This is a genomic window from Kineosporia rhizophila, assembly GCF_021277265.1.
Lineage (GTDB): Bacteria > Actinomycetota > Actinomycetes > Actinomycetales > Kineosporiaceae > Kineosporia > Kineosporia rhizophila.
In genome coordinates this window covers 13,255-35,152 of record NZ_JAJSOH010000040.1, presented here as the reverse complement: position 1 = coordinate 35,152, position 21,898 = coordinate 13,255, and the positions used below count along the sequence as shown (strand labels likewise).

The 21,898-nt window shown below is 71.2% G+C and carries 17 protein-coding genes; 14 read left to right on the top strand and 3 right to left on the bottom strand.

The features are described from left to right. Positions 1 to 70: 70 nt before the first annotated feature. The 6 genes from LWF15_RS32725 to LWF15_RS32700 all read left to right on the top strand — a co-directional run bounded on the left by LWF15_RS32725 (position 71) and on the right by LWF15_RS32700 (position 7,124). On the top strand, positions 71 to 2,797 hold the full coding sequence (locus LWF15_RS32725) for a DNA translocase FtsK (RefSeq protein ID WP_232814865.1): 2,727 nt from the start codon (positions 71 to 73) through the stop codon (positions 2,795 to 2,797). Beyond that, positions 2,787 to 3,458, top strand: coding sequence for an NYN domain-containing protein (locus LWF15_RS32720; protein ID WP_352396544.1), 672 nt, complete (start codon positions 2,787 to 2,789; stop codon positions 3,456 to 3,458). Before LWF15_RS32725 ends, LWF15_RS32720 begins: the two co-directional genes overlap by 11 nt. Before the next feature lie 155 nt (positions 3,459 to 3,613). Next, positions 3,614 to 5,119 carry a 30S ribosomal protein S12 methylthiotransferase RimO gene (gene rimO, locus LWF15_RS32715; protein ID WP_232814863.1) on the top strand — a complete coding sequence of 502 codons (1,506 nt, stop codon included), beginning with the start codon at positions 3,614 to 3,616 and terminating at the stop codon, positions 5,117 to 5,119. Continuing rightward, a complete protein-coding gene (gene pgsA, locus LWF15_RS32710) occupies positions 5,116 to 5,694 on the top strand; it encodes a CDP-diacylglycerol--glycerol-3-phosphate 3-phosphatidyltransferase (protein ID WP_232814862.1) in 579 nt (192 codons plus the stop codon). The genes rimO and pgsA overlap by 4 nt, the downstream gene beginning before the upstream one ends. 65 nt (positions 5,695 to 5,759) lie before the next feature. Beyond that, a complete protein-coding gene (locus LWF15_RS32705) occupies positions 5,760 to 6,404 on the top strand; it encodes a CinA family protein (protein WP_232814861.1) in 645 nt (214 codons plus the stop codon). 408 nt (positions 6,405 to 6,812) lie between these two features. Next, the gene (locus LWF15_RS32700) at positions 6,813 to 7,124 is read left to right on the top strand and encodes a helix-turn-helix domain-containing protein (protein ID WP_232814860.1); all 312 of its coding nucleotides are present in this window, start codon (positions 6,813 to 6,815) and stop codon (positions 7,122 to 7,124) included. An 84-nt stretch (positions 7,125 to 7,208) separates the two neighbouring features. Here the strand turns inward: LWF15_RS32700 and LWF15_RS37980 are convergent, their stop codons facing one another. Next, entirely contained in the window at positions 7,209 to 8,108 is a 900-nt protein-coding gene (locus tag LWF15_RS37980; protein ID WP_232814859.1) for a DNA-formamidopyrimidine glycosylase family protein, read from the bottom strand. A 142-nt stretch (positions 8,109 to 8,250) separates the two neighbouring features. On the opposite strand from LWF15_RS37980, the gene LWF15_RS32690 reads away from it, so the two are divergent. From LWF15_RS32690 to LWF15_RS32680, 3 genes are read left to right on the top strand one after another with little or no spacing between them, the layout of a single operon-like run. Further along, the gene (locus LWF15_RS32690) at positions 8,251 to 8,850 is read left to right on the top strand and encodes a winged helix-turn-helix domain-containing protein (RefSeq protein WP_232814858.1); all 600 of its coding nucleotides are present in this window, start codon (positions 8,251 to 8,253) and stop codon (positions 8,848 to 8,850) included. Beyond that, complete coding sequence (locus LWF15_RS32685; protein WP_232814857.1) at positions 8,850 to 10,136, top strand: MFS transporter; 1,287 nt, start codon at positions 8,850 to 8,852, stop codon at positions 10,134 to 10,136. Before LWF15_RS32690 ends, LWF15_RS32685 begins: the two co-directional genes overlap by 1 nt. Positions 10,137 to 10,160: 24 nt before the next feature. Further along, a complete protein-coding gene (locus LWF15_RS32680; RefSeq protein WP_232814856.1) occupies positions 10,161 to 10,580 on the top strand; it encodes a protein-tyrosine phosphatase family protein in 420 nt (139 codons plus the stop codon). A 772-nt stretch (positions 10,581 to 11,352) separates the two neighbouring features. Here the strand turns inward: LWF15_RS32680 and LWF15_RS32675 are convergent. After that, entirely contained in the window at positions 11,353 to 16,662 is a 5,310-nt protein-coding gene (locus LWF15_RS32675; RefSeq protein WP_232814855.1) for an Lhr family helicase, read from the bottom strand. 144 nt (positions 16,663 to 16,806) lie between these two features. Here LWF15_RS32675 and LWF15_RS32670 point away from each other — a divergent pair, with 144 nt between their 5' ends. From LWF15_RS32670 to LWF15_RS32655, 4 genes are read left to right on the top strand one after another with little or no spacing between them, the layout of a single operon-like run. Continuing rightward, positions 16,807 to 17,034, top strand: coding sequence for a DUF3046 domain-containing protein (locus LWF15_RS32670; protein WP_232814854.1), 228 nt, complete (start codon positions 16,807 to 16,809; stop codon positions 17,032 to 17,034). Next, complete coding sequence (locus tag LWF15_RS32665) at positions 17,031 to 18,140, top strand: ABC transporter ATP-binding protein (protein ID WP_232814853.1); 1,110 nt, start codon at positions 17,031 to 17,033, stop codon at positions 18,138 to 18,140. The genes LWF15_RS32670 and LWF15_RS32665 overlap by 4 nt, the downstream gene beginning before the upstream one ends. Before the next feature lie 12 nt (positions 18,141 to 18,152). Continuing rightward, complete coding sequence (locus tag LWF15_RS32660) at positions 18,153 to 18,962, top strand: ABC transporter permease (RefSeq protein WP_232814852.1); 810 nt, start codon at positions 18,153 to 18,155, stop codon at positions 18,960 to 18,962. Beyond that, positions 18,959 to 19,792 (top strand): ABC transporter permease, encoded by an 834-nt coding sequence (locus LWF15_RS32655; RefSeq protein ID WP_232814851.1) that lies wholly within the window; start codon positions 18,959 to 18,961, stop codon positions 19,790 to 19,792. The genes LWF15_RS32660 and LWF15_RS32655 overlap by 4 nt, the downstream gene beginning before the upstream one ends. Before the next feature lie 52 nt (positions 19,793 to 19,844). Here the strand turns inward: LWF15_RS32655 and LWF15_RS32650 are convergent, their stop codons facing one another. Next, positions 19,845 to 20,276, bottom strand: coding sequence for an ankyrin repeat domain-containing protein (locus LWF15_RS32650; RefSeq protein ID WP_232814850.1), 432 nt, complete (start codon positions 20,274 to 20,276; stop codon positions 19,845 to 19,847). A gap of 575 nt (positions 20,277 to 20,851) precedes the next feature. On the opposite strand from LWF15_RS32650, the gene recA reads away from it, so the two are divergent. Continuing rightward, a complete protein-coding gene (recA, locus tag LWF15_RS32645; protein ID WP_232814849.1) occupies positions 20,852 to 21,886 on the top strand; it encodes a recombinase RecA in 1,035 nt (344 codons plus the stop codon). Positions 21,887 to 21,898 lie beyond the last annotated feature (12 nt).

Sequence of the window (21,898 nt, the reverse complement as noted above, 5' to 3'; positions counted from 1 at the left end):
TGACGCCGCCCGGCGTGACCCTCGGCGTTGCACCCGTGATCCGGTGTGTCTATCGCGTAGCCTCGCCATCATGGCGACCCGTACGTCCACATCTGGCGGCAGTTCGTCGCGCTCCACTGCCTCCAAGAGTGCGTCCGGACGGTCCCGCACCCAGAGCACGGCCAAGGGCAAGGGGCGCACCACCAAGGCCCGCGGCACCGGCCGGACGACCAAGGCCGCCGCTCGCCCGCCCGCCCGCCGTAGTGCCCCGGCCCGCGCCCCGCTGCCGTTCCGGATGGTTCGCAGCCTCTACATGGGCCTGGCCCACCTGGTCGGCGGGGGCGCCCGGGTGGTCGGTCAGGGTGCCCGGGACTTCGACCCGGATCACCGCCGCGACGGTGTGGGCCTGCTCCTGGTGGCCGCCGCGATCGTGGTCGCCTCCCGCGAGTGGTGGGGCCTGCCGGGCAACCTGGGCGTCGCGGTGCACGCCGTGGCGGCCGGCACCATCGGCAAGGTCTCGCTCGTCCTGCCGCTGCTCCTGCTGGTCGCGGGCTGGCTGGTGATGCGCCGGCCGGACGAGATGGCCTCGGTCAACCGGATGTTCATCGGCACCGCCGCGATCATCGTCTCCGCCACCGGCCTGACCCACCTGGCCGCCGACGTGCCCGGCCCGTCCGACGGCGCGGGCGACATGCGCGGCGCCGGCGGCATGATCGGCTACCTGGTCTCGGCCCCGCTCGAGGCCGGCGTCAGCGTCTGGGGCGCCGTGCCGATCCTGCTGCTCCTGGCCTTCTTCGGTCTGCTCGTGGTCACCGCCACCCCGGTCTACGCGATTCCGGACCGTCTGCGCGACCTGCACGACTCCCTCACCGGCATGGGCACCGACGAGGAGTACCACCTCACCGGCCGCCGCTTCCGCCGCGGGCCGGCCGGCGACGAGGGCCCCCTGCACGGCGACGAGGCCTACGCCAAGGCCATCCTCACCCCCGACGAGGAGGACACGGCCCCGGTGCCGACCCGGCCGGCCAAACCGCGCAAAGGCCGTGCGGCCCGGGTCTTCGACGTCGACGCCGCCGGTCAGGAAGACGCCGTCCGCGAGACCCAGGAGGTCGACCTGCGCGACCTGCTGGACGCCGGGCGGGGCACGCCACCCCCTGCTCCGGCCGACAGTCCGGCCCCCCCTCCGCCGCCGCCCCCGGTCGCGAAGGTCGCGCCCGTCCCGTCCAGCCCTCCCGAGGCCCCCGAGACCACCCAGCTGCCCGAGCGGGTGGAACAGCTGCTGCTGGCCGGAGACGTCACCTACCACCTGCCGCCGTCCGACATGCTGCCCGCCGGGCCCGCCCCGAAGGAGCGCAGCGAGGCCAACGACAAGGTGGTCGAGTCGCTCACCCGGGTGTTCGAGGACTTCAACATCGACGCCCAGGTCACCGGTTTCAGCCGGGGCCCCACGGTGACCCGCTACGAGGTCGAGGTCGGCCCGGCGGTCAAGGTCGAGAAGGTCACCGCGCTGAGCAAGAACATCTCCTACGCGGTGGCCAGCGCCGACGTGCGCATCCTGTCGCCGATCCCGGGCAAGTCGGCGATCGGCATCGAGATCCCGAACGCCGACCGCGAGACGGTCTCCCTGGGCGACGTGCTGCGCAGCCAGACCGCGCGGCGCTCGGAGCACCCGATGGTGATGGGCGTGGGCAAGGACGTCGAGGGCGGCTACGTCATCGCCAACCTGGCCAAGATGCCGCACATGCTGGTCGCCGGGGCCACCGGCGCCGGCAAGTCCTCGTTCGTGAACTCGATGATCACCTCGCTGCTGATGCGCTCCACGCCCGACGAGGTGCGGATGGTGCTGGTCGACCCCAAGCGCGTGGAACTCACCGCCTACGAGGGCATCCCGCACCTGATCACGCCGATCATCACCAACCCGAAGAAGGCCGCCGAGGCCCTGCAGTGGGTGGTGAAGGAGATGGACGCCCGCTACGACGACCTGTCGGCGTTCGGGTTCAAGCACATCGACGACTTCAACAAGGCGATCCGCAACAACACCGTCGTGCTGCCGCCCGGCAGCGAGCGCCGGCTCCAGCCCTACCCCTACCTGCTGGTCGTGGTGGACGAGCTGGCCGACCTGATGATGGTCGCGCCGCGCGACGTGGAGGACGCGATCGTCCGGATCACCCAGCTCGCCCGGGCCGCCGGCATCCACCTGGTGCTGGCCACCCAGCGGCCCAGCGTCGACGTGGTCACCGGCCTGATCAAGGCCAACGTGCCGTCCCGGATGGCGTTCGCGACCAGCTCGGTCACCGACTCCCGGGTGGTCCTCGACCAGCCCGGGGCGGAGAAGCTGATCGGCCAGGGCGACGGGCTGTTCCTGCCGATGGGCGCCTCCAAGCCGATGCGCGTGCAGGGTGCCTGGGTCACCGAGTCCGAGATCGAGCGGGTGGTCGAGCACGTCCGCGAGCAGCTGCAGCCGGTCTACCGCGAGGACGTCGCCGCCCCGGTCGTCCACAAGGAGATCGACGAGGACATCGGTGACGATCTTGAGTTGCTGCTGGCGGCTGCCGAACTCATCGTCACCTCGCAGTTCGGGTCGACCTCGATGCTGCAGCGCAAGCTGCGGGTCGGGTTCGCGAAGGCGGGCCGGCTGATGGATCTGCTGGAGTCCCGGGGTGTGGTGGGACCCAGCGAGGGAAGCAAGGCGCGCGACGTGATGGTGAAACCTGACGATCTTCCTGCCACGCTGGCCCTGATCCGCGGTGAGACCCCGCCGGACGACGACGCCGGCCGGGTAGAAGATCTATGGGAACCAGGTATGGATGATGATTGACGACGATTTGGGCGAGGACGCCCCCCTTACGGTCGAGGACCTCGGTCTGGTCAGCGGCGAGCGGGCCGAGCTGGACCTGCTGGTCTGGGACGCCCCGAACATCGACATGACGCTCTCGAACGTGATCGGCGGCCGGCCGTCGGCGCAGTCCCGGCCGCGGTTCGACGCGGTGGCCAAGTGGCTGCTGGCCCAGGCCGGCGACCGGGACGTGGAGGGTGCGGTCTTCGCGAACGTGCCTCCGGGCGGGGCCGCCACGATGCGCGGCTGGGTCGAGGCGATCCGCTCGTTCGGTTACTCGGTGTTCGCCCGGCCCAAGCTGGGCCCGCTCGACGACGTGGACGACGACATGCTCGCCCACATCGCCGAGCGCCACCGCACCCGGACGCTGCGGCGCCTGGTGGTGGCCAGCGGTGACGGGCGCAACTTCAACGAGCCGCTGGAAGAACTGGCCCGCGACGGCGTGGACGTCACGGTGCTGTCCTTCGTCGAGGTCGCCGGTTACGCGCAGGAGTCCGAGGTGATCCGGTTCGTCGACCTCGAGGACGTGCCCGGCGCCTTCACCACCCCGCTGCCGCGGGTGCGGCTGGACAACCTGCCGGCCGGTGGCGCCTGGCTGCAGCCGACCCGTTCGATGCGGGCCCTGCTGAGCGAGAACGCCTAGAGATCGAGGACGTCGGTGGGCCCCGGTCGCGTAGGCGGCCGGGGCCTTCCGGTTCCCCGTGGGACCCTTGGGCCGAGGGGGTGCTCAACGTCTCCTCGGGCGGGCAACCGGGGCTGGTGAATCCGGCAGGCCGAAACGGCCAGTAGTCTGTGGCCGTGGTTGCCCCTCGCTCCGTAGCTGTTGTCACCCTGGGATGCGCCCGGAACGAGGTCGATTCGGAGGAATTGGCCGGTCGCCTGGCCGCCGCCGGATGGGAACTCGTCGACGACGCCGAGAACGCCGACGTCGCCGTCGTGAACACCTGTGGCTTCGTCGAGCAGGCCAAGAAGGACTCGATCGACGTCCTGATGGAGGCCGCCGAGCTGAAGGACGGCCCGGCCCGCACCCAGGCCGTGGTCGCCGTCGGCTGCCTGGCCGAGCGGTACGGCGAGCAGCTCGCCGAGTCGCTGCCGGAGGCCGACGCGGTGCTCGGGTTCGACTCCTACGCCGACCTCTCCAAGCACCTCGACGCGATCCTGCACGGCGAGAAGCCGAAGTCGCACGTCCCGGTCGACCGGCGCACCCTGCTGCCGCTCACGCCGACCGCGCGCCGGGAGGCCGCCGTCGCCGTCCCCGGGCACTCGCAGGACCCGGTGATCATCGGTGACCTGCCCTCCGGGGTGGCTCCGGTCAGCGGCCCACGGGTGATCCGGGCCCGGCTCGACGGCCGCCCCTGGGCGCCGCTGAAGCTCGCCTCCGGCTGCGACCGCCGCTGCACCTTCTGCGCCATCCCGGCCTTCCGCGGCGCCTTCCTGTCCCGCCGCCCCGCCGAGGTCCTCACCGAGGCCCGCTGGCTGGCCGAGCGCGGCGTGAAGGAACTGTTCCTGGTCAGCGAGAACTCCACGTCCTACGGAAAAGACCTGGGCGACATCCGCCTGCTCGAGACCATGCTGCCCGAGCTGGCCGCGGTCGAGGGCGTCGACCGGGTGCGGGTGTCCTACCTGCAGCCGGCCGAGCTGCGGCCCGGCCTGATCGACGCGATCGCCGGCACCGAGGGCGTGGCGCCCTACTTCGACCTGTCGTTCCAGCACTCCTCCAACGCCGTGCTGCGCCGGATGCGCCGCTTCGGCAGCACCGGTGACTTCCTCAACCTGCTGCGCGGCATCCGCGAGCGCAGCGCCGAGGCGGGCATCCGCTCCAACGTGATCGTCGGCTTCCCGGGCGAGACCGAGGCCGACGTCGAGGAGCTGGCCGGCTTCCTGGTCGAGGCCCGCCTCGACGTGGTCGGCGTGTTCGGCTACTCCGACGAGGACGGCACCGAGGCCGCCACGCTCGACGGCAAGCTCTCGGCGGACGAGGTCGCGGCGCGGGTCGCGCACATCACCGGCCTGGTCGAGGAGCTCACCGCGCAGCGGGCGGAAGACCGCATCGGCGAGCGGGTCCGGGTCCTGGTCGAGGGTGTGGACGAGGACGATCCGGGCACGATGGTCGGCCGCGCCGCCCACCAGGGCCCGGAGGTCGACGGCCAGGTGCTGCTGCCCGGCGTGCAGGCCGCCCCCGGCGACTGGGTCGAGGCGGTCGTCACCGAGACGATGGGTGTGGACCTGATCGCCTCCGCGGTCGATCCGGCGGTCGATCTGGCGGCCCCCGCGGGCTCGTCCGCGGTGAACTCAGCCGGGTGAGCACCACGACCAAGGCGCCCAGCAACTGGAACATCGCCAACGCGCTGACCGCCCTGCGGATCGCGCTGGTGCCGCTGTTCGCCGTGCTCATGCTGCACGGTGACGGGCAGGAGACCAGCTGGCGGATCGCCGCCGCGGTGGTCTTCGCCGGGGCGATCATCACCGACCGGATCGACGGCGACCTGGCCCGCAGCTGGGGCCTGGTCACCGACCTGGGCAAGATCGCCGACCCGATCGCCGACAAGGCCCTGATCGGGGCCGCGCTGATCTCCCTGTCGATGATCGGTGAGCTCTGGTGGTGGGTCACCGTGCTGGTGCTCTTCCGCGAGCTCGGCATCACCGTCATGCGCTTCTTCATGATCAGGTACGGCGTGATGGCGGCCGGCCGGGGCGGCAAGGCCAAGACGGTGGCCCAGTCGGTGGCGATCATGCTGATGGTCTGCCCGCTGCCGGACGCGGTCCAGCCGCTGGCGTTCGCCTGCATGGGGGTCGCGGTGGCCCTGACCGTGGGCACCGGGATCGACTACGTGGCCCAGGCCGTGCGCCTGCGCCGGGCCGGTCGGTCCCCGGCCTAGAAGCCGTTGGACCGAAGGGGCCCTCACGGGTTGTAGTCACGTGGGGGAGTGGCACGCTGTGCCCCATGACCCAGACCCAGGAGCCGTCCCCGCCCGGACTGGAGCCGGGCGACGCGGACGAGAGTGAGCTCGCGGCCTCTCCGCACCACGCCGTGGCCGATGCGGAGATTGCTGCGGACATAGACCAGACTGCGGCCCAGATCGTTTCAGCCCTCAGCGAACAGGGGCGGACCGTGGCCATCGCCGAATCGCTCACCGGCGGCATGGTCTCGGCCTCTCTGGTGGCGATCGCCGGTGCGTCGGCGGTGCTGCGCGGAGCCGTGGTGGCCTACGCGACGGAGCTCAAGAAAGACATTTTGGGCGTCGATCCCGCTCTGCTCTCAGCGAAAGGGCCGGTCGATCCGGACGTCGCCGCACAGATGGCCGGGGGCGTCCGGGAGCTGCTGAAGGCCGACTACGGCCTCGCCACCACCGGCGTCGCGGGCCCGGGCCCGGCCGACGGAGCCCCCGCCGGAAGGGTCTTCGTGGCCGTCGCCGGACCCCTCGTGAAGGCCTCGCAACCGGCGACTGACCTGGACTTTTACCGGACCGTAGGTCACGAGCAGGTCACGGCCCGGGTGCTGCGCCTGGACCTGCCCGGCGACCGGGCGGCGATCCGGCTGGGCAGCGCGGCCCGGGTGCTGGAGCTCCTGGTCGAGGTGAACAGCTGATTCACAGGGTGCCGACAGGTCACCGAGCCGGGTTCGTCAAGGGGTGGCCGAACCTGAGTCCTCCTGCCTCAACCCCGGAACAGGGGCACCCCCGGCGCCGTTAGGTCTCACATGTCGTCAGCTGCCAACCGGTCCGAAAGTGCCGTTCCGGCCACCCCCGTTCGGACTCCTGCGCGACCGTTGTCGGTGCCGCGGGGTACGGTGAATCCACCACGACGCACATCGGCCGGTCCGTACGGATCGCGCCCGGAGTACGAACCGGGTAAACAACAGTCCGTCAAGTCGAACGGACGCCGGACTGTCGGCCACGCGGTCGTAACGGTTCGGGGGCAAGATGGTGCCAACACCGTCGAGTCCCGCCTTCCGGGCGGGGCACCGAGGGTAGGACCACAGAAAGGAGGGCGCGCCATGGTGCTTCTACGGCAGGAGATCGGCGACGTGCTCCGCGATGCCAGGCGCCAGCAGGGCCGCACCCTGCGAGAGGTGTCCTCGGTGGCCCGTGTCTCCCTCGGTTACCTGAGCGAGGTCGAGCGCGGTCAGAAGGAGGCGTCGTCCGAGCTGCTGGCATCGATCTGCGGGGCGCTCGACGTCCCGCTGTCCTCGGTGCTGCACGAGGTCAGCGAGCGGGTGGCGGCGGCGGAGAACCTCGTGCCCGCTGCGGTCCGGGTGCCTGACACTGTTCCGGAGGGGCTGGCCGACGAGCTCGCCGGAGCCGCATAACCCCACAGCTCTGCGCTGAACCCGAGTGCCTCCGGACTTCTCGTCCCGGAGGCACTCGGGTTTTGCCGTTTCGCCCAGGAGTGCTCAGCGTCGGTAGGGCGAACGAGGCCGAGGTGGCCGGATCCGCCGCTCGGCACCCACCGGGCCGCGTTCGGCACCCAACGGGCGCCGCGGACGTCCATCATCGGTCGGCACCACGCCCGGCTGGCAGTGCGGGCACCAGAACACCGCCCGATCGTTCGGGGGTTCTCCCAGGGTCGCCACCCGGATCGTCGTGCCGCAGCGACGGCACGGCCGGCCCGATCGCGCGTGTACGTACGCCTCCTGCCCCTTACGGGCGTTGCCGGTGGTGACCTGCGTGGCGCGGTCCACGTTCACCACCATCAGCCGGTGGGCCAGCCGCACCAGCTCCTCGAGCTTGGCCACCTCGCTGGTCGGCTGCCACGGGTTCACCCCGCGCAGGAACGCCGCCTCGCTCATGAAGAACGTGCCGATCCCGGCGATCACCCGCTGGTCCAGCAGGACCAGCCCGATCTCCCGCTCGCCCTGGTCGCGCACCCGCTGGGTGGCCACGGCCAGGTCCCAGGTGGGGGAGAGGATGTCCGGCCCCAGATGACCAACCAGGGTGCTCTCCCGGTCGGTGGCGATCAGGTCCATCATCCCGAGGTGGTGACCGATCGCCGTCCATTCCTGGTTGACCAGCACCGCCCGGATCTCGTGCTCGGCCCGCGGCCGGCGCCACGGCTCCCCGGTGCGGTGCACGTGCCAGGAGCCCTCCATCCGCAGATGGCTGTGCAGCGTCGCGTTCTGTTCCAGGCGGATCAGCAGGTGCTTGCCCACGGCGACCACCTCAAGCACCTCCAGACCGACCAGGTTCTCGCCGGCCAGTGAGGGCCAGCGCAGGTCGGCCTTGACCAGGCGACGCCCGGCGAGCGCGGCGTCGAGCCGCCGCGCGGTTCTCAGTACGACGTCACCTTCGGGCACCCGACCAGCATGCCTGCAGGTGGGGCGGGGCGCCGCCTCGAAGGGGCAGTGCGTTCGACCGGTCTGCCGTACTGCCTAGTTGGGCTACGAGTTGCACAACGTTCATTGCGCAAGAGTTCTTGTGCATCTACTCTCGTGCCTCATGGACGAAGCGCAGGACCGCCGACGGGTCGGCGACGAGGGCACGGTCAACCTCAGCGATCCCAAGGCCATGCGGGCGCTGGCCCACCCGCTGCGCATCTCGCTGCTGGCGGAGCTGCGGATCCGGGGCCCGCAGTCGGTCAAGATGCTCTGCGAGCTGCTCGACGAGGCCCCCGGTTCGATCAGCTACCACGTGGGCAAGCTGGCGGAGTTCGGTTTCGTCGAGGAGGCGCCGGAGCTGGCCCGCGACCGCCGCGAGCGCTGGTGGCGGTCGGCGCACGCCAGCACCTCCTGGTCACCGTCCGACGACCTGGAAGACCCAAAACGCCACGTGGCCTCGGGAGCGCTGCGTCGCCTGATCGCCCGTCGGCTCCTGAGCACGTACGAGGCCTACCTGGACATCGAACCCACGCTGGAACCCGACTGGGTGCAGGCGTCCACCACCGGTGACGTCTTCCTGCACCTGACTGTGGAGCAGATGCAGGAACTGCAGGGGGAGCTGGACGAGCTGGCCGAGCGCTGGGAGGCCAAGGCCTCGCACGGCAGCCGGCCCGGCACCGAGACCGTGGTCGCCACCTATCAGCTGTACCGGAGGCCCTGATGTCGCAGCATCGCCGGGGTTCGCTCTACGCCCTCTTCCTGGCGCACACGCTCTCCCTGACCGGCAACATGATCACGTTGCTGGCCCTGCCGTTGTACGTGCTCGACCAGACCGGCTCGGCCTCCGCCACCGGGGTCGCCGGGGTGGTGGCCACCCTGCCCATCGTTCTGGGCGACCTGTTCGGCGGCACAGTGGTGGACCGGCTCGGCTACCGGCGCGCCAGCATCCTCGCTGACCTTTGCGGCGGCTTCTTCGTGATGCTCGTGCCGCTCCTGCACGTCACCACCGGCCTGCCCCTCTGGGCAGTGTTCGTGCTGATCTTCGCGGGCAACCTGATCGACGCTCCCGGCCAGACCGCGCGACGGGCGATGCTGCCGGAGGTGGCCGCCGAGTCCGGCGTCCCGCTCGAGCGCGCCGTCGGCTGGATGGAGGCCACCGAACGCGGAGCCCGTCTGCTCGGTGCCCCGCTCGGTGGGTTCCTGGTCGTGGCCCTCGGCGGTCTCGAGGCGATGTTCGTGGACACGGCCAGCTTCGTCGTCTCGGCGCTGCTCGTGGCCCGGCTGGTCAAGGTCAGGAGCACAACTGAGGACGAGGGTGAGCCAGGAACGCCGGCAACGGCCGGTGAGTCGGTGGCCGGGTCGGGCTACTGGCAGGACCTGCGCGCCGGCTTCCGCTTCGTCGCCGCGGACCCGCTGATGCGGGCCATGGTCCTGCTCGTCGTGGTGACCAACTTCTTCGACGCGGCGGGCAGTTCCGTGCTGGTGCCGGTCTACGCCGACCGCGAGCTGAGTGGTGCGGTCGCCCTGGGGCTGCTGGTCGGGGCGATGGGCGGCGGCGCCTTCCTCGGGTCACTCCTGTTCGGTGCCGTCGGGCACCGCCTACCCCGCCGACCCACCCTGATCATCGCCTTCACCCTGGCCGGGGGCCCGGTCTACCTGGCGTTCGCCGCCGGCCTGCCCTTCGGCGTGCTGCTGGTGATGAAGGCGCTGGCCGGCTTCTGCGCCGGCGGCATCAACCCGATCCTCGGCACGGTGATGCTCGAGCGCATTCCGCCGCAGATGCGGGCCCGGGCGTTCGGGCTGGTCAATGCGGGCTGCTGGGCCGGAATGCCGCTCGGCAGCCTGGCCGCCGGCCTCGCTGTGGACCAGGTCGGGCTGACCGGGACCCTGCTGTTCGTGGGGCTCTGCTACGTGCTGGTCACCCTGCAGCCGCTCAGGGGCGGGGCCTGGCGAGAGATGGACAGGGCGCCGGTCCTCGACAAAGAATCCTCCCAGAGCCTGGCCTGATCGTTCGCGTCCGAGGAGGGCAGCATGTGGGACCAAGGTCTACCGGGAGTCCTCGACCTGCCCTCGGGCCGCCGTATCCGGGGCCGGGGCCTGCGCTCTGGCACCCCACCCGGCCCCGACCCTGAGTTCGGCGTCTATCTGCTCGGAAAGCCACCGGCAGCGACCGTTTGGGCCAGCGCCTGGATCCGCTGGCCCGACTTCCGCCTACCCACCGACCGGGAACAGGCCCGCAAGGTGCTGCAGGAAACCTTGGCCCGGGCCGAGGAACAACGGGTCGAGATCGCCTGTGCGGGTGGCCGAGGCCGCACGGGCACCGCGCTGGCCTGCCTCGCCGTGCTCGACGGCGTGCCCCCGACCGAGGCGGTGGCGTTCGTACGACGCGGATACTCTCCCCACGCCGTCGAAACACCCTGGCAGCGGCGGTTCGTCGAGCGTTACGCCTGACTGCCCAGGTGCCAGCCATCCCGCAGCGCCCTGTCGCCTGTGGCCCCATCGACCGAGGGGCGCCGAGCCCCCGATCTCCCGCGAACCCCCTACACGAAACGGGGCGTTCGCTGCGGCAGTTGGCCCCCACCCGGGCCCCCGCAGGTACAGCGTGTGCTGCGAACCCGAATCGCCGGGATCAGCCAGAAGATGCTCACGCAGACGCTGCGCTCAACGGAACGCGCCGGACTCATGACCACACGATCACTCGCCTCCTGCCCCCGGCCAGCTACGGCTAGGCCCAGTCGGTGAGGCGTACATTGCGTACACCTGGTACACGATGTACATCTCATCGCCCGGTGGCCAAGGGCTGCCGAAGCACCCGACCATGAGCCGTCCAGCATCAGGCTGGGTGCCTTGCCCCTTGGCTTCCGGCTGTCACGGCTTACCTGCTGAGTGCCGGGCTGGACGTTGCAGGGTCGGCGTTGCAGGGCCAGCGCTGCTGGGTCGGCGTTGTCGGGCTGGGCGTTGTCGGGCTGGGCGTTGTCGGGCTGGGCGTTGTCGGGGTCGGCGTTGTCGGGGTCGGCGCTGCCGGGCGGAGCGTTGCGCGTCGCTGCCTCTGACCGCCCGGGTGGGCTGGGCGTTCCCTGCCGTCTGCCGGGCGCCCATCCGCTGATCACCAGGTCGGCTGCGGAATCACCAGGTCGGCTGCGGAGCGGCCGCTGAAGGCCAGGTCAGCCGGTTTCGCGGTCACCCGACCGAGATGTTGCCGCGGTCTCCTGATCCTGGCCGTTCAGGCTCTCAGCCGCAGACCCCTCGGAGTTGCCCGGAACCCGGCGTTCTCGAGGGCCTGCGCCAGCGGGTTGTCGGTGTTCAGAACTCCCTCCCCATCTGCCTTCTCGACCGTGAGCCGGCCCAGTGCCCCCTCTCGCACGGCCAGCGCCAGAGCGTCGGCGGCGGCGCGGAGCAGTTCTTCCTCGTTGGTCCAGGACAGCAGCGTGCGGCCGCCGCGTTCGACGTAGAGGGTGAGCGCTCCGTCGACCAGGATGACGATGGCTCCGGCCTTGCGCCCGGGACGGTGCCCGGCGTTGTCGCCGGGACGTTCAGGCCAGGGCAGGGCGGCGCCGTAGGGGTTGGCCGGGTCGGCGGCGGCGAGAACCACTGTGCGCAAGCCGCCTTCGGAGGCGAAGGTCTCACCGGCGGGCCGGGCCGAGGCCCGCAAGCGGTCGACGGCGCCGGTGCCGGCGAACTGGGACGCGCCCAGGCCCTCGACGAAGTAGCCGCGCCGCACCCGCCCTGCGTCCTCGAAGCCGGAGAGCACGCGGTAGGCCGCCGCGAAACCGCCGGCCACCCGTTCGGCCATCACGGCGCCCCGGGTGACCACCCCGTGCCGTTCGAGCAGCACCTCGGCCTGGGCATGGGCGCGGGCGGTCGGATCCGGCTCGCGCTCGGGCAGCAGTGACCAGCGCCCGGCGGCGAGCGGCGGGCCGGTGCGGCTGGGCATGGCCGGGCGTGAGGAACCGCCCCGCCCGGCCCGCAGAGAGCCGTAGCGGCCGTAACGTGCGCGTGGGGCGCTCGGGCGGCTCTTGTGCGCGACCTTGCCGCCGGCCAGCTTCGCCCGCAGCGCGGACAGGGTGTCGTTGCTGATCTGCCCGGCCCAGACCAGGTCCCACAGGGTCTGGGTGAGTTCCTGGTCGTCGGTGCTGGCCACCGCGTCGCTCAGCGCCCGGAAGAAGTAGGCCCCGCCACCGGCCAGCGCGTCGAGCACGGCCAGATGCTTCTCTTCGGGCTCGAACTCGGCCTCGGTCGCGGCCAGGGTGAGGGGCGCGAGGTCGGCCGGGTGCAGCGAGATCCAGCCGTCGTCACCCGGCAGGGTGCCGTGCCCGGCCCAGACCACCTCGCCGGCGCTGGTCAGTTCGTCGAGCAGGGCCGGCGTGTAACCGGGCACCCGGCCGGGGATGACCAGGGTCTCCAGCGCACTCGCCGGGATCCAGGCCCCGGCCAGCTGCTCGACGGCCCGCAACACGCCGTCGACCCCACGGGTGCGGCCGCCCACGCCCTGCCAGCCGGGCAGGAACCGGGCCAGGTCGAGCGCCGGGACCGGCTCGACCTCGGCCCGCAGCGCAGCGAGCGAGCGCCGCCGCAGCGTGCGCAGGACCTCGGCGTCGCAGTAGTCCATGCCCTGACCGCCGCCGGACTCCAGCGGACGCAGTTCGCCCTGCACCAGACGGCCGTTGTCGACGAGCCGGCGCAGGCCGTCGACGACCACCACTGCGCCCAGGCCGAGCCGGGTGGCGAGCTCCTGCGCGGTGAAGGGACCGTGCGAGCGGGCGTAGCGGGAGAGCAGGTCGCCCAGCGGATCCGGTACGGGCTCGGTGAACACCTCGGCCACCCCGACCGGCAGGGCCGTGCCCAGCGCGTCGCGCAGGCGGCCCGCGTCTTCCACTGCGGCCCAGCGCTCTTCGCCCGAGACCCGCACCCGGATGAGCCGACGCGCGCCCTCGAGCTCGCTCAGCCAGCGCCCCACCTCAGCCGGATCGGCGGTGGGAACCCGGGCAGTCACCGTCTCCGCCCGCCGCGCGTGTGGCCACGAGGGGTCCGATCCGTCCGGCCCCAGGGCACCGGCGGCGGCGTCCGACACCGGGGCCGCCGCAGCGATCTCGGCCTCGGTGGCGTCATCCCCCCAGCCACCTTCGGCACCCAGATCGACAAGCTCGTTCGCGCCGTCCGCCTCTGGCCCGCGACCTGGCCCCGCCCCGAAACCTGGCTCCGCGTCGGGACCTGAGCCTGCCTCGGAACCTAGCCCTGCCTCGGCATTTGAGGCCGACTCAGGATCTCGGGCTGCCTTGGCACCTGGACTCGCCTCGCGACCTGGACTCGCCTCGCGACCTGGACTCGCCTCGCGACCTGGACTCGCCTCGCGACCTGGACTCGCCTCGCGACCTGGACTCGCCTCGCGACCTGGACTCGCCTCGCGACCTGGACTCGCCTCAAGATGTGGGCCCGCCTCAAGATCTGTGCCCTCACCAGGCTCGGCGTCCAGGGCAGGCCCGCGGTTCGCGGCTGATCCGGCGTCCAGCCCAGGTCCGGCGTCTGGCCCAGATCCGGAGTCCGGCCCCGGCTCAGCACCCAGTCCAGCCTCCACGGCGGCCCATGCCTCGGCGTCGATGGTGCGCTCGACCACCTCGGACGTGGACAACGGCCCGATCATCCGGACGAGGTCGGCCACCTGTTCCATCGAGCGCGCGCGCCGGTTCGGCGCCAGCCGCTGCAACTCGTCCTCGGTGCGCCGCAGTGCAGCCGGGTCGAGCAGGTCACGCAGCGACGCCCCTTCACCCCGCCCCAGCAACTCCGCCAGCAGCGCCGGGTCGAGCGCGAGTGCGGCCGCCCGACGCTCGGCCAGGGGGGAGTCGCCCTCGTAGAGGAACTGCGCCACGTAGCCGAACAGCAGGCTGCGGGCGAAGGGCGACGGCTGCTGCGTGGTCACCTCGACCACCTTGACCGACCGCGCCCGCACGTCGCGCATCAGCGACTCCAGGCCCGGCACGTCGAACACGTCCTGCAGGCACTCGCGCAGGGTCTCCAGCACGATCGGGAAACTGCCGTAGCGCGAGGCCACCTCGAGCAACTGGGCCGCTCGCTGACGTTGCTGCCACAGCGGCTGCCGCTTGCCCGGCTGCCGACGGGGGAGCAGGAGAGCGCGGGCCGCGCACTCGCGGAAGCGTGAGGCGAACAGCGCCGAACCACCGAGCTCGGCGGTGACCAGCTCCTCGACGTCCTCGGCCTCCAGCACGATCAGGTCGGCCACGTCCGGCGCTGAGCCGTCTTCCGTCTCGACGTCCGGCAGCCGCAGCACGATGCCGTCGTCGCCCGGTGCGGCCTGCACGTCCACCCCGAACCGCTCGCGGAAACGCGCGGCCACAGCCAGCGCCCAGGGCGAGTGCACCTGACCACCGAACGGCGAGTGCACCACCACCCGCCAGTCGCCGATCTCGTCGCGGAAGCGCTCGATCACGATCGTCTTGTCGTCCGGCAGGTGCCCGGTGGCCTGCTTCTGCTCGTCCAGGTAGCCCAGCAGGTTGTCGGCCGCCCACTCGTCCAGACCCGAGGCCAGCACCCGCTCGCGGGCGGCTTCGGCCTTCATCCGGCCGACCGAGCGCACGTAGGCCCCCACCGCGCGCCCGAGCTCGGCCGGGCGGCCCTGCTGATCGCCCTTCCAGAACGGCAGCCGGCCCGGCTGACCGGGCGCCGGGGTGACCAGGACCCGGTCGTGCGTGATGTCCTCGATGCGCCAGGACGAGGAGCCCAGGGTGAACACATCGCCCACCCGTGACTCGTAGACCATTTCCTCGTCGAGCTCACCCACCCGGCGCCCGGCGCCCTTACGGGCCTCGTCACCCCCGGCCAGGAACACCCCGAAGAGCCCGCGGTCGGGGATGGTGCCACCGCTGGTCACCGCCAGCCGCTGAGCTCCCGGCCGGGCCTGCAGCACGTCGCCGTGCCGGTCCCAGACCAGCCGGGGCCGCAGTTCGGCGAACTCGTCGCTCGGGTAGCGCCCGGCCAGCATGTCCAGCACCGACTCCAGCACCCCGCGGGTGAGCCCGGCGAACGGCGCGGACCGGCGGACCAGCTCTTCCAGCTCGGCCACCCGCCACTCGTCCATCGCCACCATCGCGACGATCTGCTGGGCCAGCACGTCGAGCGGGCTGGCGGGCACCGCGAGCTGCTCGATCGAGCCCTCGCGCATGCGCTCGACCACCACCGCGGTCTGCACCAGGTCACCGCGGTACTTCGGGAAGAGCGCCCCGGCCGACACCGCACCCACCTGGTGCCCTGCCCGGCCGACCCGCTGCAGACCGCTGGCCACGCTCGGCGGGGACTCCACCTGCACCACCAGGTCGACGGCCCCCATGTCGATACCGAGCTCGAGGCTGGAGGTGGCGACCACCGCGGGCAGCCGCCCGGCCTTGAGCTCGCCCTCGATGATCGCCCGCTGCTCCTTGCTCACCGAGCCGTGGTGCGCCCGGGCCAGCACCGGCGCGGCCCCCACCGAGGCACCGGACTGGGCCATGATCGCGGCCGGCTGCACCGCCCCGTGGTCAGGCAGCGGCTCCTGGCCGTCGTCGGCGGCCAACGCCAGCCGTTCGGTCCAGATCTCGTTGAGCCGGGCGGTGAGCCGCTCGGCCAGCCGCCGCGAGTTGGCGAACACCAGGGTGGAACGGTGCTCGGCGATCAGGTCGACGATGCGCTCCTCGACGTGCGGCCAGATCGAGGGCCGGGCCGCGGCCCCGGCTGCTGCACCGGTCAGGTCCTCGTCGGGATCGGCGGTGGCGCTGGCCGTACTGCCCGGACCGGAGTCGAGCTCGGCCATGTCCGGCACCGGCACGATCACCCGCAGGTCCCACTGCTTGGTCGAGCCCGGCTGCACCACCTCGACCGGGTTGCGCCCGCCCAGCCAGCGGGCGATCTCCTCGATCGGCCGTACGGTGGCCGACAGGCCGACCCGTTGCGCCGGGCGCTCGAGCAACGCGTCCAGCCGCTCCAGCGAGAGCGCCAGATGGGCGCCTCTTTTCGAGCCGGCGACGGCGTGCACCTCGTCGATGATCACCGTCTCGACCCCGCTGAGCATCTCCCGCGCCTGCGAGGTGAGCAGCAGGAACAGCGACTCCGGGGTGGTGATCAGCACGTCGGGCGGATTACGGGTGAAGGCCCGGCGCTCGTCGGCCGGCGTGTCACCCGAGCGCAGCGCCACCTTCACCTCCGGCAGCGGCAGCCCGAGCCGCCCGGCCGCCTGCCGGATACCGGCCAGGGGCGAACGCAGGTTGCGCTCGACGTCGACCGCGAGCGCCTTCAGCGGCGAGACGTAGAGCACCCGGCAGCGGCGCTTGGTCTCTTCCGGGACGGGGGTGGCGGCGAGCCGGTCGAGCGCCCAGAGGAACGCAGACAGGGTCTTGCCCGAACCGGTGGGCGCGACGACCAGCGCGTGCCGCCCGGCACTGACCGCGTTCCACGCTCCGGCCTGCGCGGGCGTGGGCGCGGCGAAGGCCCCGGTGAACCACGCGCGGGTGGCCGGGGAGAATCGCTCGAGCACCTGTTCCGTCACACCACAGATCCTCACACGCACCACCGACAATTTCGGCTCCAGAAGCCGTCGGAGCAGGTCAGGAGCAGATCGGCGAGTCTGTCGGAGGTAGCTGCCACACTGGTCCGCGAGCGCACCGAGCCGGGCGGGTGGCATGCTCGGAAGGTGCGTAGCAGCGAGTTCTGGGATCTGGTGGACGAAGAGTTCGGGCGCGCCCACGGCCGCATGCTGGTCCATGACCTCGTGCTGCTGGAACTGGGTAACCGAACGGCGGAGCAGGCGATCGAGGCGGGCGAGTCACTGCGTGAGGTGTGGTTCGCCCTGTGCCGGTCGATGGATGTGCCCCCCGAACGGCAGTGGGGCAAAGACGAGAAGGAGCGCCGCCGGGCATGACGGGAAGGGCAGGGGAGGGCCCAGCAACCACGGAAGGTGCAGCGGCTACACCGCAGCAGGGGGAAGAGATCGGGATCCGGCAGGACGCAGGGCCCGCATCGCAGTTCGACCCGGCCGGCACCCACACACCGGACGTCGGGGCCCAGGTGCCCACCGACGTCCGTGATCGGGAACCGGCCGAGGTCCTGATCAGGGCCCGCGCCCTGACCAAGCACTTCGGCGACTTCGTCGCCGTCGACGGCATCGACATCGAGGTCCGTAAGGGCGAGGCCTTCGGTTTCCTCGGCCCGAACGGGGCCGGCAAGTCGTCCACCATGCGCATGATCGGCTGCGTCTCCCCGGTCACCGCGGGCACCCTCACCATGCTCGGGATGGATCCGCAGGCCGACGGCCCGGCGATCCGCGCCCGGCTCGGCGTCGTGCCCCAGAAGGACCTGCTCGACGAGGAACTCACGGTCCGCGAGAACCTCCTGGTCTACGGCCGCTACTTCGGCCTGCGCCGCTCCGAGATCGCCCGTCGCGCCGACGAACTGCTGCGGTTCGCCCAGCTCAGCGATCGCGCCGACAGCCCGGTCGAACCGCTCTCGGGCGGGATGAAACGCCGTCTGACCATCGCCCGGGCACTGATCAGCGCCCCCGAGATCCTGCTGCTCGACGAGCCCACCACCGGCCTCGACCCACAGGCCCGGCACGTGCTGTGGGACCGGCTCTTCCGGCTCAAGCAGCAGGGCGTCACGCTGGTCCTGACCACGCACTACATGGACGAGGCGGAGCAGCTGTGCGACCGCCTGGTGGTGATGGACCACGGCCGGATCGTCGCCGAGGGCTCACCCCGCGAGCTGATCGAACGCTATTCCAGCCGGGAGGTGGTGGAGGTCCGGTTCAGCGACTTCGACCTCGAACCGCACCGCGAGAGGCTGGATCTCGGCCCGCTCGCGGCCCGGGTGGAGGTACTGCCCGACCGCCTGCTGATCTACACCGACGACGGCGACGCAGCCGCCCGCCGGGTCGACTCCGGCCCCGACCGCCCGCTCTCCGTGCTGGTCCGCCGCAGCTCGCTGGAAGACGTGTTCCTGCACCTCACCGGTCGTTCCCTGGTCGACTGAGGGGAAAGAGCGATGACCACGCCCACTCTCGGGGTCCCCGCACTGGGTGACCCGCACCGTTCACTGGCTGCCCTGGAGTACTGGCTGCGTGCCTACCGCCGCACCTGGCGCGCCAGCGCCGCCACCGCGTTCGTCATGCCGCTGGTGTTCCTCGGCGCCTTCGGGCTCGGGCTCGGCAGCCTGGTCGACGGCAACACGGCCGGCCCGCTCGGCGAGGTGGAGTACCTGGCCTTCGTCGCTCCCGGCATCCTGGCCGCGAGCGCGATGCAGAGCGCCTTCGGCGAGTGCACCTGGCCGATCCTCTCCAGCCGGAAATGGACCGGGCACTACCACGCCCAGGCCGGATCGCCGCTGACCATCCCCGACATCGTCACCGGGCACCTGCTCTTCGTCGCCATCCGGCTGCTCCTCGGCGCGGTCGCGTTCGCCGTGATCGGCACCTTGGCCGGGGCCTTCTCCTCGGCCTGGTTGATCCTCGCGGTCCCGGTCGCCGTGCTCACCGGGCTGGCCCACGCCGCCCCGCTGATCGCGTTCTCGATCACCCGCGAGAACGACTCCGACTTCTCCGTGCTCATGCGTTTCGTGATGACGCCGCTGTTCCTCTTCGCCGGCACCTTCTTCCCGGTGAGCCAGTTCCCGCAGGGGGTCGAGATCCTCGCCTGGCTCACCCCGTTGTGGCACGGCACGCAGCTGTGCCGCGAGCTCGCCCTGCAGGAGGCCGGGCTGATCGCCTCGCTGGGCCATCTGGCCTACCTGGTGCTCTGGTGCACAGGCGGTTACGCGCTGGCAGTGCGCTCCTACCGGAAGATGCTGCTGTCGTGAGCACCCTGGAGCACGAGGGCGCCCCGACCGCTCCGACTGTCCTGCACCGACTGGTCGGCTGGCTGGCCCACTTCCGCGGAGCCCCGGCCGTGGTCGAACGCAACGCCCGCGGCGCCCGGCGCTCGCTGTTCGTGATGATTTCCGGCTTCTTCGAGCCGCTCTTCTACCTGCTCTCGCTGGGCATCGGCATCGGAGCACTGGTCGGCAGCGTGCAGTACGGCGGAGAGTCGTTCAGCTATCAGGAGTTCGTCGGCCCGGCGCTGCTGGCGGCCTCGGCCATGAACGGGGCGGTGGCCGACTCCACGTACAACGTGTTCGGCAAGCTGAAATACACGCGGGTCTACGACGGCATGCTGGCCACACCACTGGGACCCCGGGCGGTGGCGGCGGGAGAGATCTGCTGGGCCCTGCTGCGTGGGGCCGGTTACGCGACGGCGTTCCTGCTGGTCCTGGTCGTCGCGGGGTATGTGAAGTCGGGGTGGGCGGTGCTGGCCGTGCCGGCGGCCACGCTGATCGGGCTGGCGTTCGCCGGGGCGGGCATGGCGGCCACCACGTTCATGCGCTCATGGCAGGACTTCGACCTGGTCAACCTGGTGGCCCTGCCCCTGCTCCTGCTCTCCACCACGTTCTACCCGCTCTCCACCTACCCCAGCGGGTTCGGCGTGATCGTGCAGCTCACCCCGCTGTACCACGGGGTCGAGCTGGAGCGGGCCCTGATGCTCGGCACCATGGACGCGAGCGTGCTCGGGCACGTGATCTACCTGCTGGTGCTGGGCCTGGCCGGGCTGTGGCTGGCCGGGCGCCGGCTGGAGCGGTTGCTGCTGTCCTGAAGCCCCCGGAATCCGGAAGCCCCCAAACAATGGACGCCCGTGGGCGCCGATGTCAGTCCCGCTGGCGGGGGAGCTGGATCGGCTGGGTGGACGGGCCCAGCAGGTCACCCAGGCCCATCCGCTGAGCCAGGCGGCGCGGGCTGATCCCGGTGGAGTTGGCGGCGTCCGGGTCGGCACCGTGGGCCAGCAGCTCGTCGGCCGCCGCCCGCTGACCGTGCGCGGTGAAGATCGCGCGCCACAGCGGGGTGTTGCCCCAGCGGTCGGTGGCGGTGGTGGCGGCCCCGGCCGCGATCAGCATGCCGATCACCTGGGGGTGCTGCTCCTGGGCGGCGAAGTGCAGCGGCGTGAAGCGCACGGCGTCGGGCTGGCCCGGGTCGGCGCCCTCGGCCAGGAGACGCGCTACCTCGGCGGCATCGCCGTCGGCCGCGGCGTAGTGCAGCGGGGAACGCCCGAACTCGTCGGTTTCGCGGAGTGCATCGATCATGTCCGGCATTGTGCCTCTAAGTAATCCTCATTTCCACCCCTTCGGGCCACGTGTCACAGCCTGTTCCAGAAATCGTCACTCGCGCCTGGCCAGTGATGATGCTGTGTCAGCAGGGGGCTACGGGGCGATTGTGGCGTGACGTTCGGGGCTCTGCCGGGCGCGGTGCGTCATCACATTGCGTGTTCAACAGTGATTGCGCAGCGTTACAAAATGACGGGCTGGGATTCGCGGCCAACGCTTTTGCAGGGCTTGCAAAATGCAGATGCGCACTCTGGTCCTACAGGTGTCGCACTGCTGGTCAGAGCGCGATTCGCTGATGCTGCGGACGGGTGCGCGAGGCGCTCGGGCCGGGCGTGTCGCTTGCTCGTCCGAACACCTGTTCGGATAGAGTCCCGGTGTTCCGGTGCTCGAGGTCAACGACGATCGCGCTCTCACCGGTACCCACGAGTGCCCGGTTGTCCACAGGGCGAAGTTACTCGGCCAAGTTTGTCGGTGGTCGCGTCTAGCGTCTGTACCGACGGAAGAATCCGGCGTCCGCGATCCCGCGAAGCCGGCCGACTGTGAGGTGAACACACATGCCCGCTCCTGCGGACCGTGAAAAGGCTCTCGACGCCGCTCTTGCCCAGATCGACCGGCAGTTCGGCAAGGGCTCGGTCATGCGGCTGGGAGACGACACCCGCCCGCCGATCGAGATCATCCCGACCGGCTCCATCGCGCTCGACGTCGCGCTCGGCATCGGCGGTCTGCCGCGAGGCCGCGTCGTCGAGATCTACGGCCCGGAATCGTCGGGTAAGACCACCGTGGCGCTGCACGCCGTGGCCAGCGCTCAGCGGGCCGGCGGTATCGCCGCCTTCATCGACGCCGAGCACGCGCTCGACCCGGAGTACGCCAAGAAGCTCGGGGTCGACACCGACGCCCTGCTGGTCTCCCAGCCCGACACCGGTGAGCAGGCGCTCGAGATCGCGGACATGCTGGTCCGCTCCGGCGCGCTCGACATCATCGTCATCGACTCGGTGGCCGCCCTGGTGCCGAAGGCCGAGATCGAGGGCGAGATGGGCGACAGCCACGTCGGCCTCCAGGCCCGCCTGATGTCGCAGGCGCTGCGCAAGATCACCGGTGCGCTGAACAACTCCGGCACCACCGCGATCTTCATCAACCAGCTGCGCGAGAAGATCGGCGTGATGTTCGGGTCCCCCGAGACCACCACCGGTGGTAAGGCGCTGAAGTTCTACGCCTCGGTCCGGCTCGACGTCCGCCGCATCGAGACCCTGAAGGACGGCACCGACGCGGTCGGTAACCGCACCCGGGTCAAGGTCGTCAAGAACAAGATGAGCCCGCCGTTCAAGCAGGCCGAGTTCGACATCATCTACGGCCTGGGCATCTCACGTGAGGGTGGCCTGATCGACATGGGTGTCGAGCACTCGTTCATCCGCAAGTCCGGTGCCTGGTACACGTACGAGGGTGACCAGCTCGGCCAGGGTAAGGAGAACGCGCGCAACTTCCTGCGTGACAACCCCGACCTGGCCAACGAGCTGGAGAAGAAGATCAAGGAGAAGCTTGGTGTGGGCGCGCAGGTCAACGCCCCCGCTGAGGTCGCGGTCAGCTTCTGATCCCGGCGGCGT

Bases quoted from the DNA above. Each gene is read 5' to 3' on its own strand.
- LWF15_RS32720 (WP_352396544.1), top strand. From the start codon at position 2,787: ATGATGATTGACGACGATTTGGGCGAGGACGCCCCCCTTACGGTCGAG.
- LWF15_RS32700 (WP_232814860.1), top strand. From the start codon at position 6,813: ATGGTGCTTCTACGGCAGGAGATCGGCGACGTGCTCCGCGATGCCAGG.
- LWF15_RS32690 (WP_232814858.1), top strand. From the start codon at position 8,251: ATGGACGAAGCGCAGGACCGCCGACGGGTCGGCGACGAGGGCACGGTC.
- LWF15_RS32685 (WP_232814857.1), top strand. From the start codon at position 8,850: ATGTCGCAGCATCGCCGGGGTTCGCTCTACGCCCTCTTCCTGGCGCAC.
- LWF15_RS32705 (WP_232814861.1), top strand. From the start codon at position 5,760: ATGACCCAGACCCAGGAGCCGTCCCCGCCCGGACTGGAGCCGGGCGAC.
- LWF15_RS32725 (WP_232814865.1), top strand. From the start codon at position 71: ATGGCGACCCGTACGTCCACATCTGGCGGCAGTTCGTCGCGCTCCACT.
- recA (WP_232814849.1), top strand. From the start codon at position 20,852: ATGCCCGCTCCTGCGGACCGTGAAAAGGCTCTCGACGCCGCTCTTGCC.
- LWF15_RS32650 (WP_232814850.1), bottom strand. From the start codon at position 20,276: ATGATCGATGCACTCCGCGAAACCGACGAGTTCGGGCGTTCCCCGCTG.
- LWF15_RS32660 (WP_232814852.1), top strand. From the start codon at position 18,153: ATGACCACGCCCACTCTCGGGGTCCCCGCACTGGGTGACCCGCACCGT.
- LWF15_RS32665 (WP_232814853.1), top strand. From the start codon at position 17,031: ATGACGGGAAGGGCAGGGGAGGGCCCAGCAACCACGGAAGGTGCAGCG.
- LWF15_RS32680 (WP_232814856.1), top strand. From the start codon at position 10,161: ATGTGGGACCAAGGTCTACCGGGAGTCCTCGACCTGCCCTCGGGCCGC.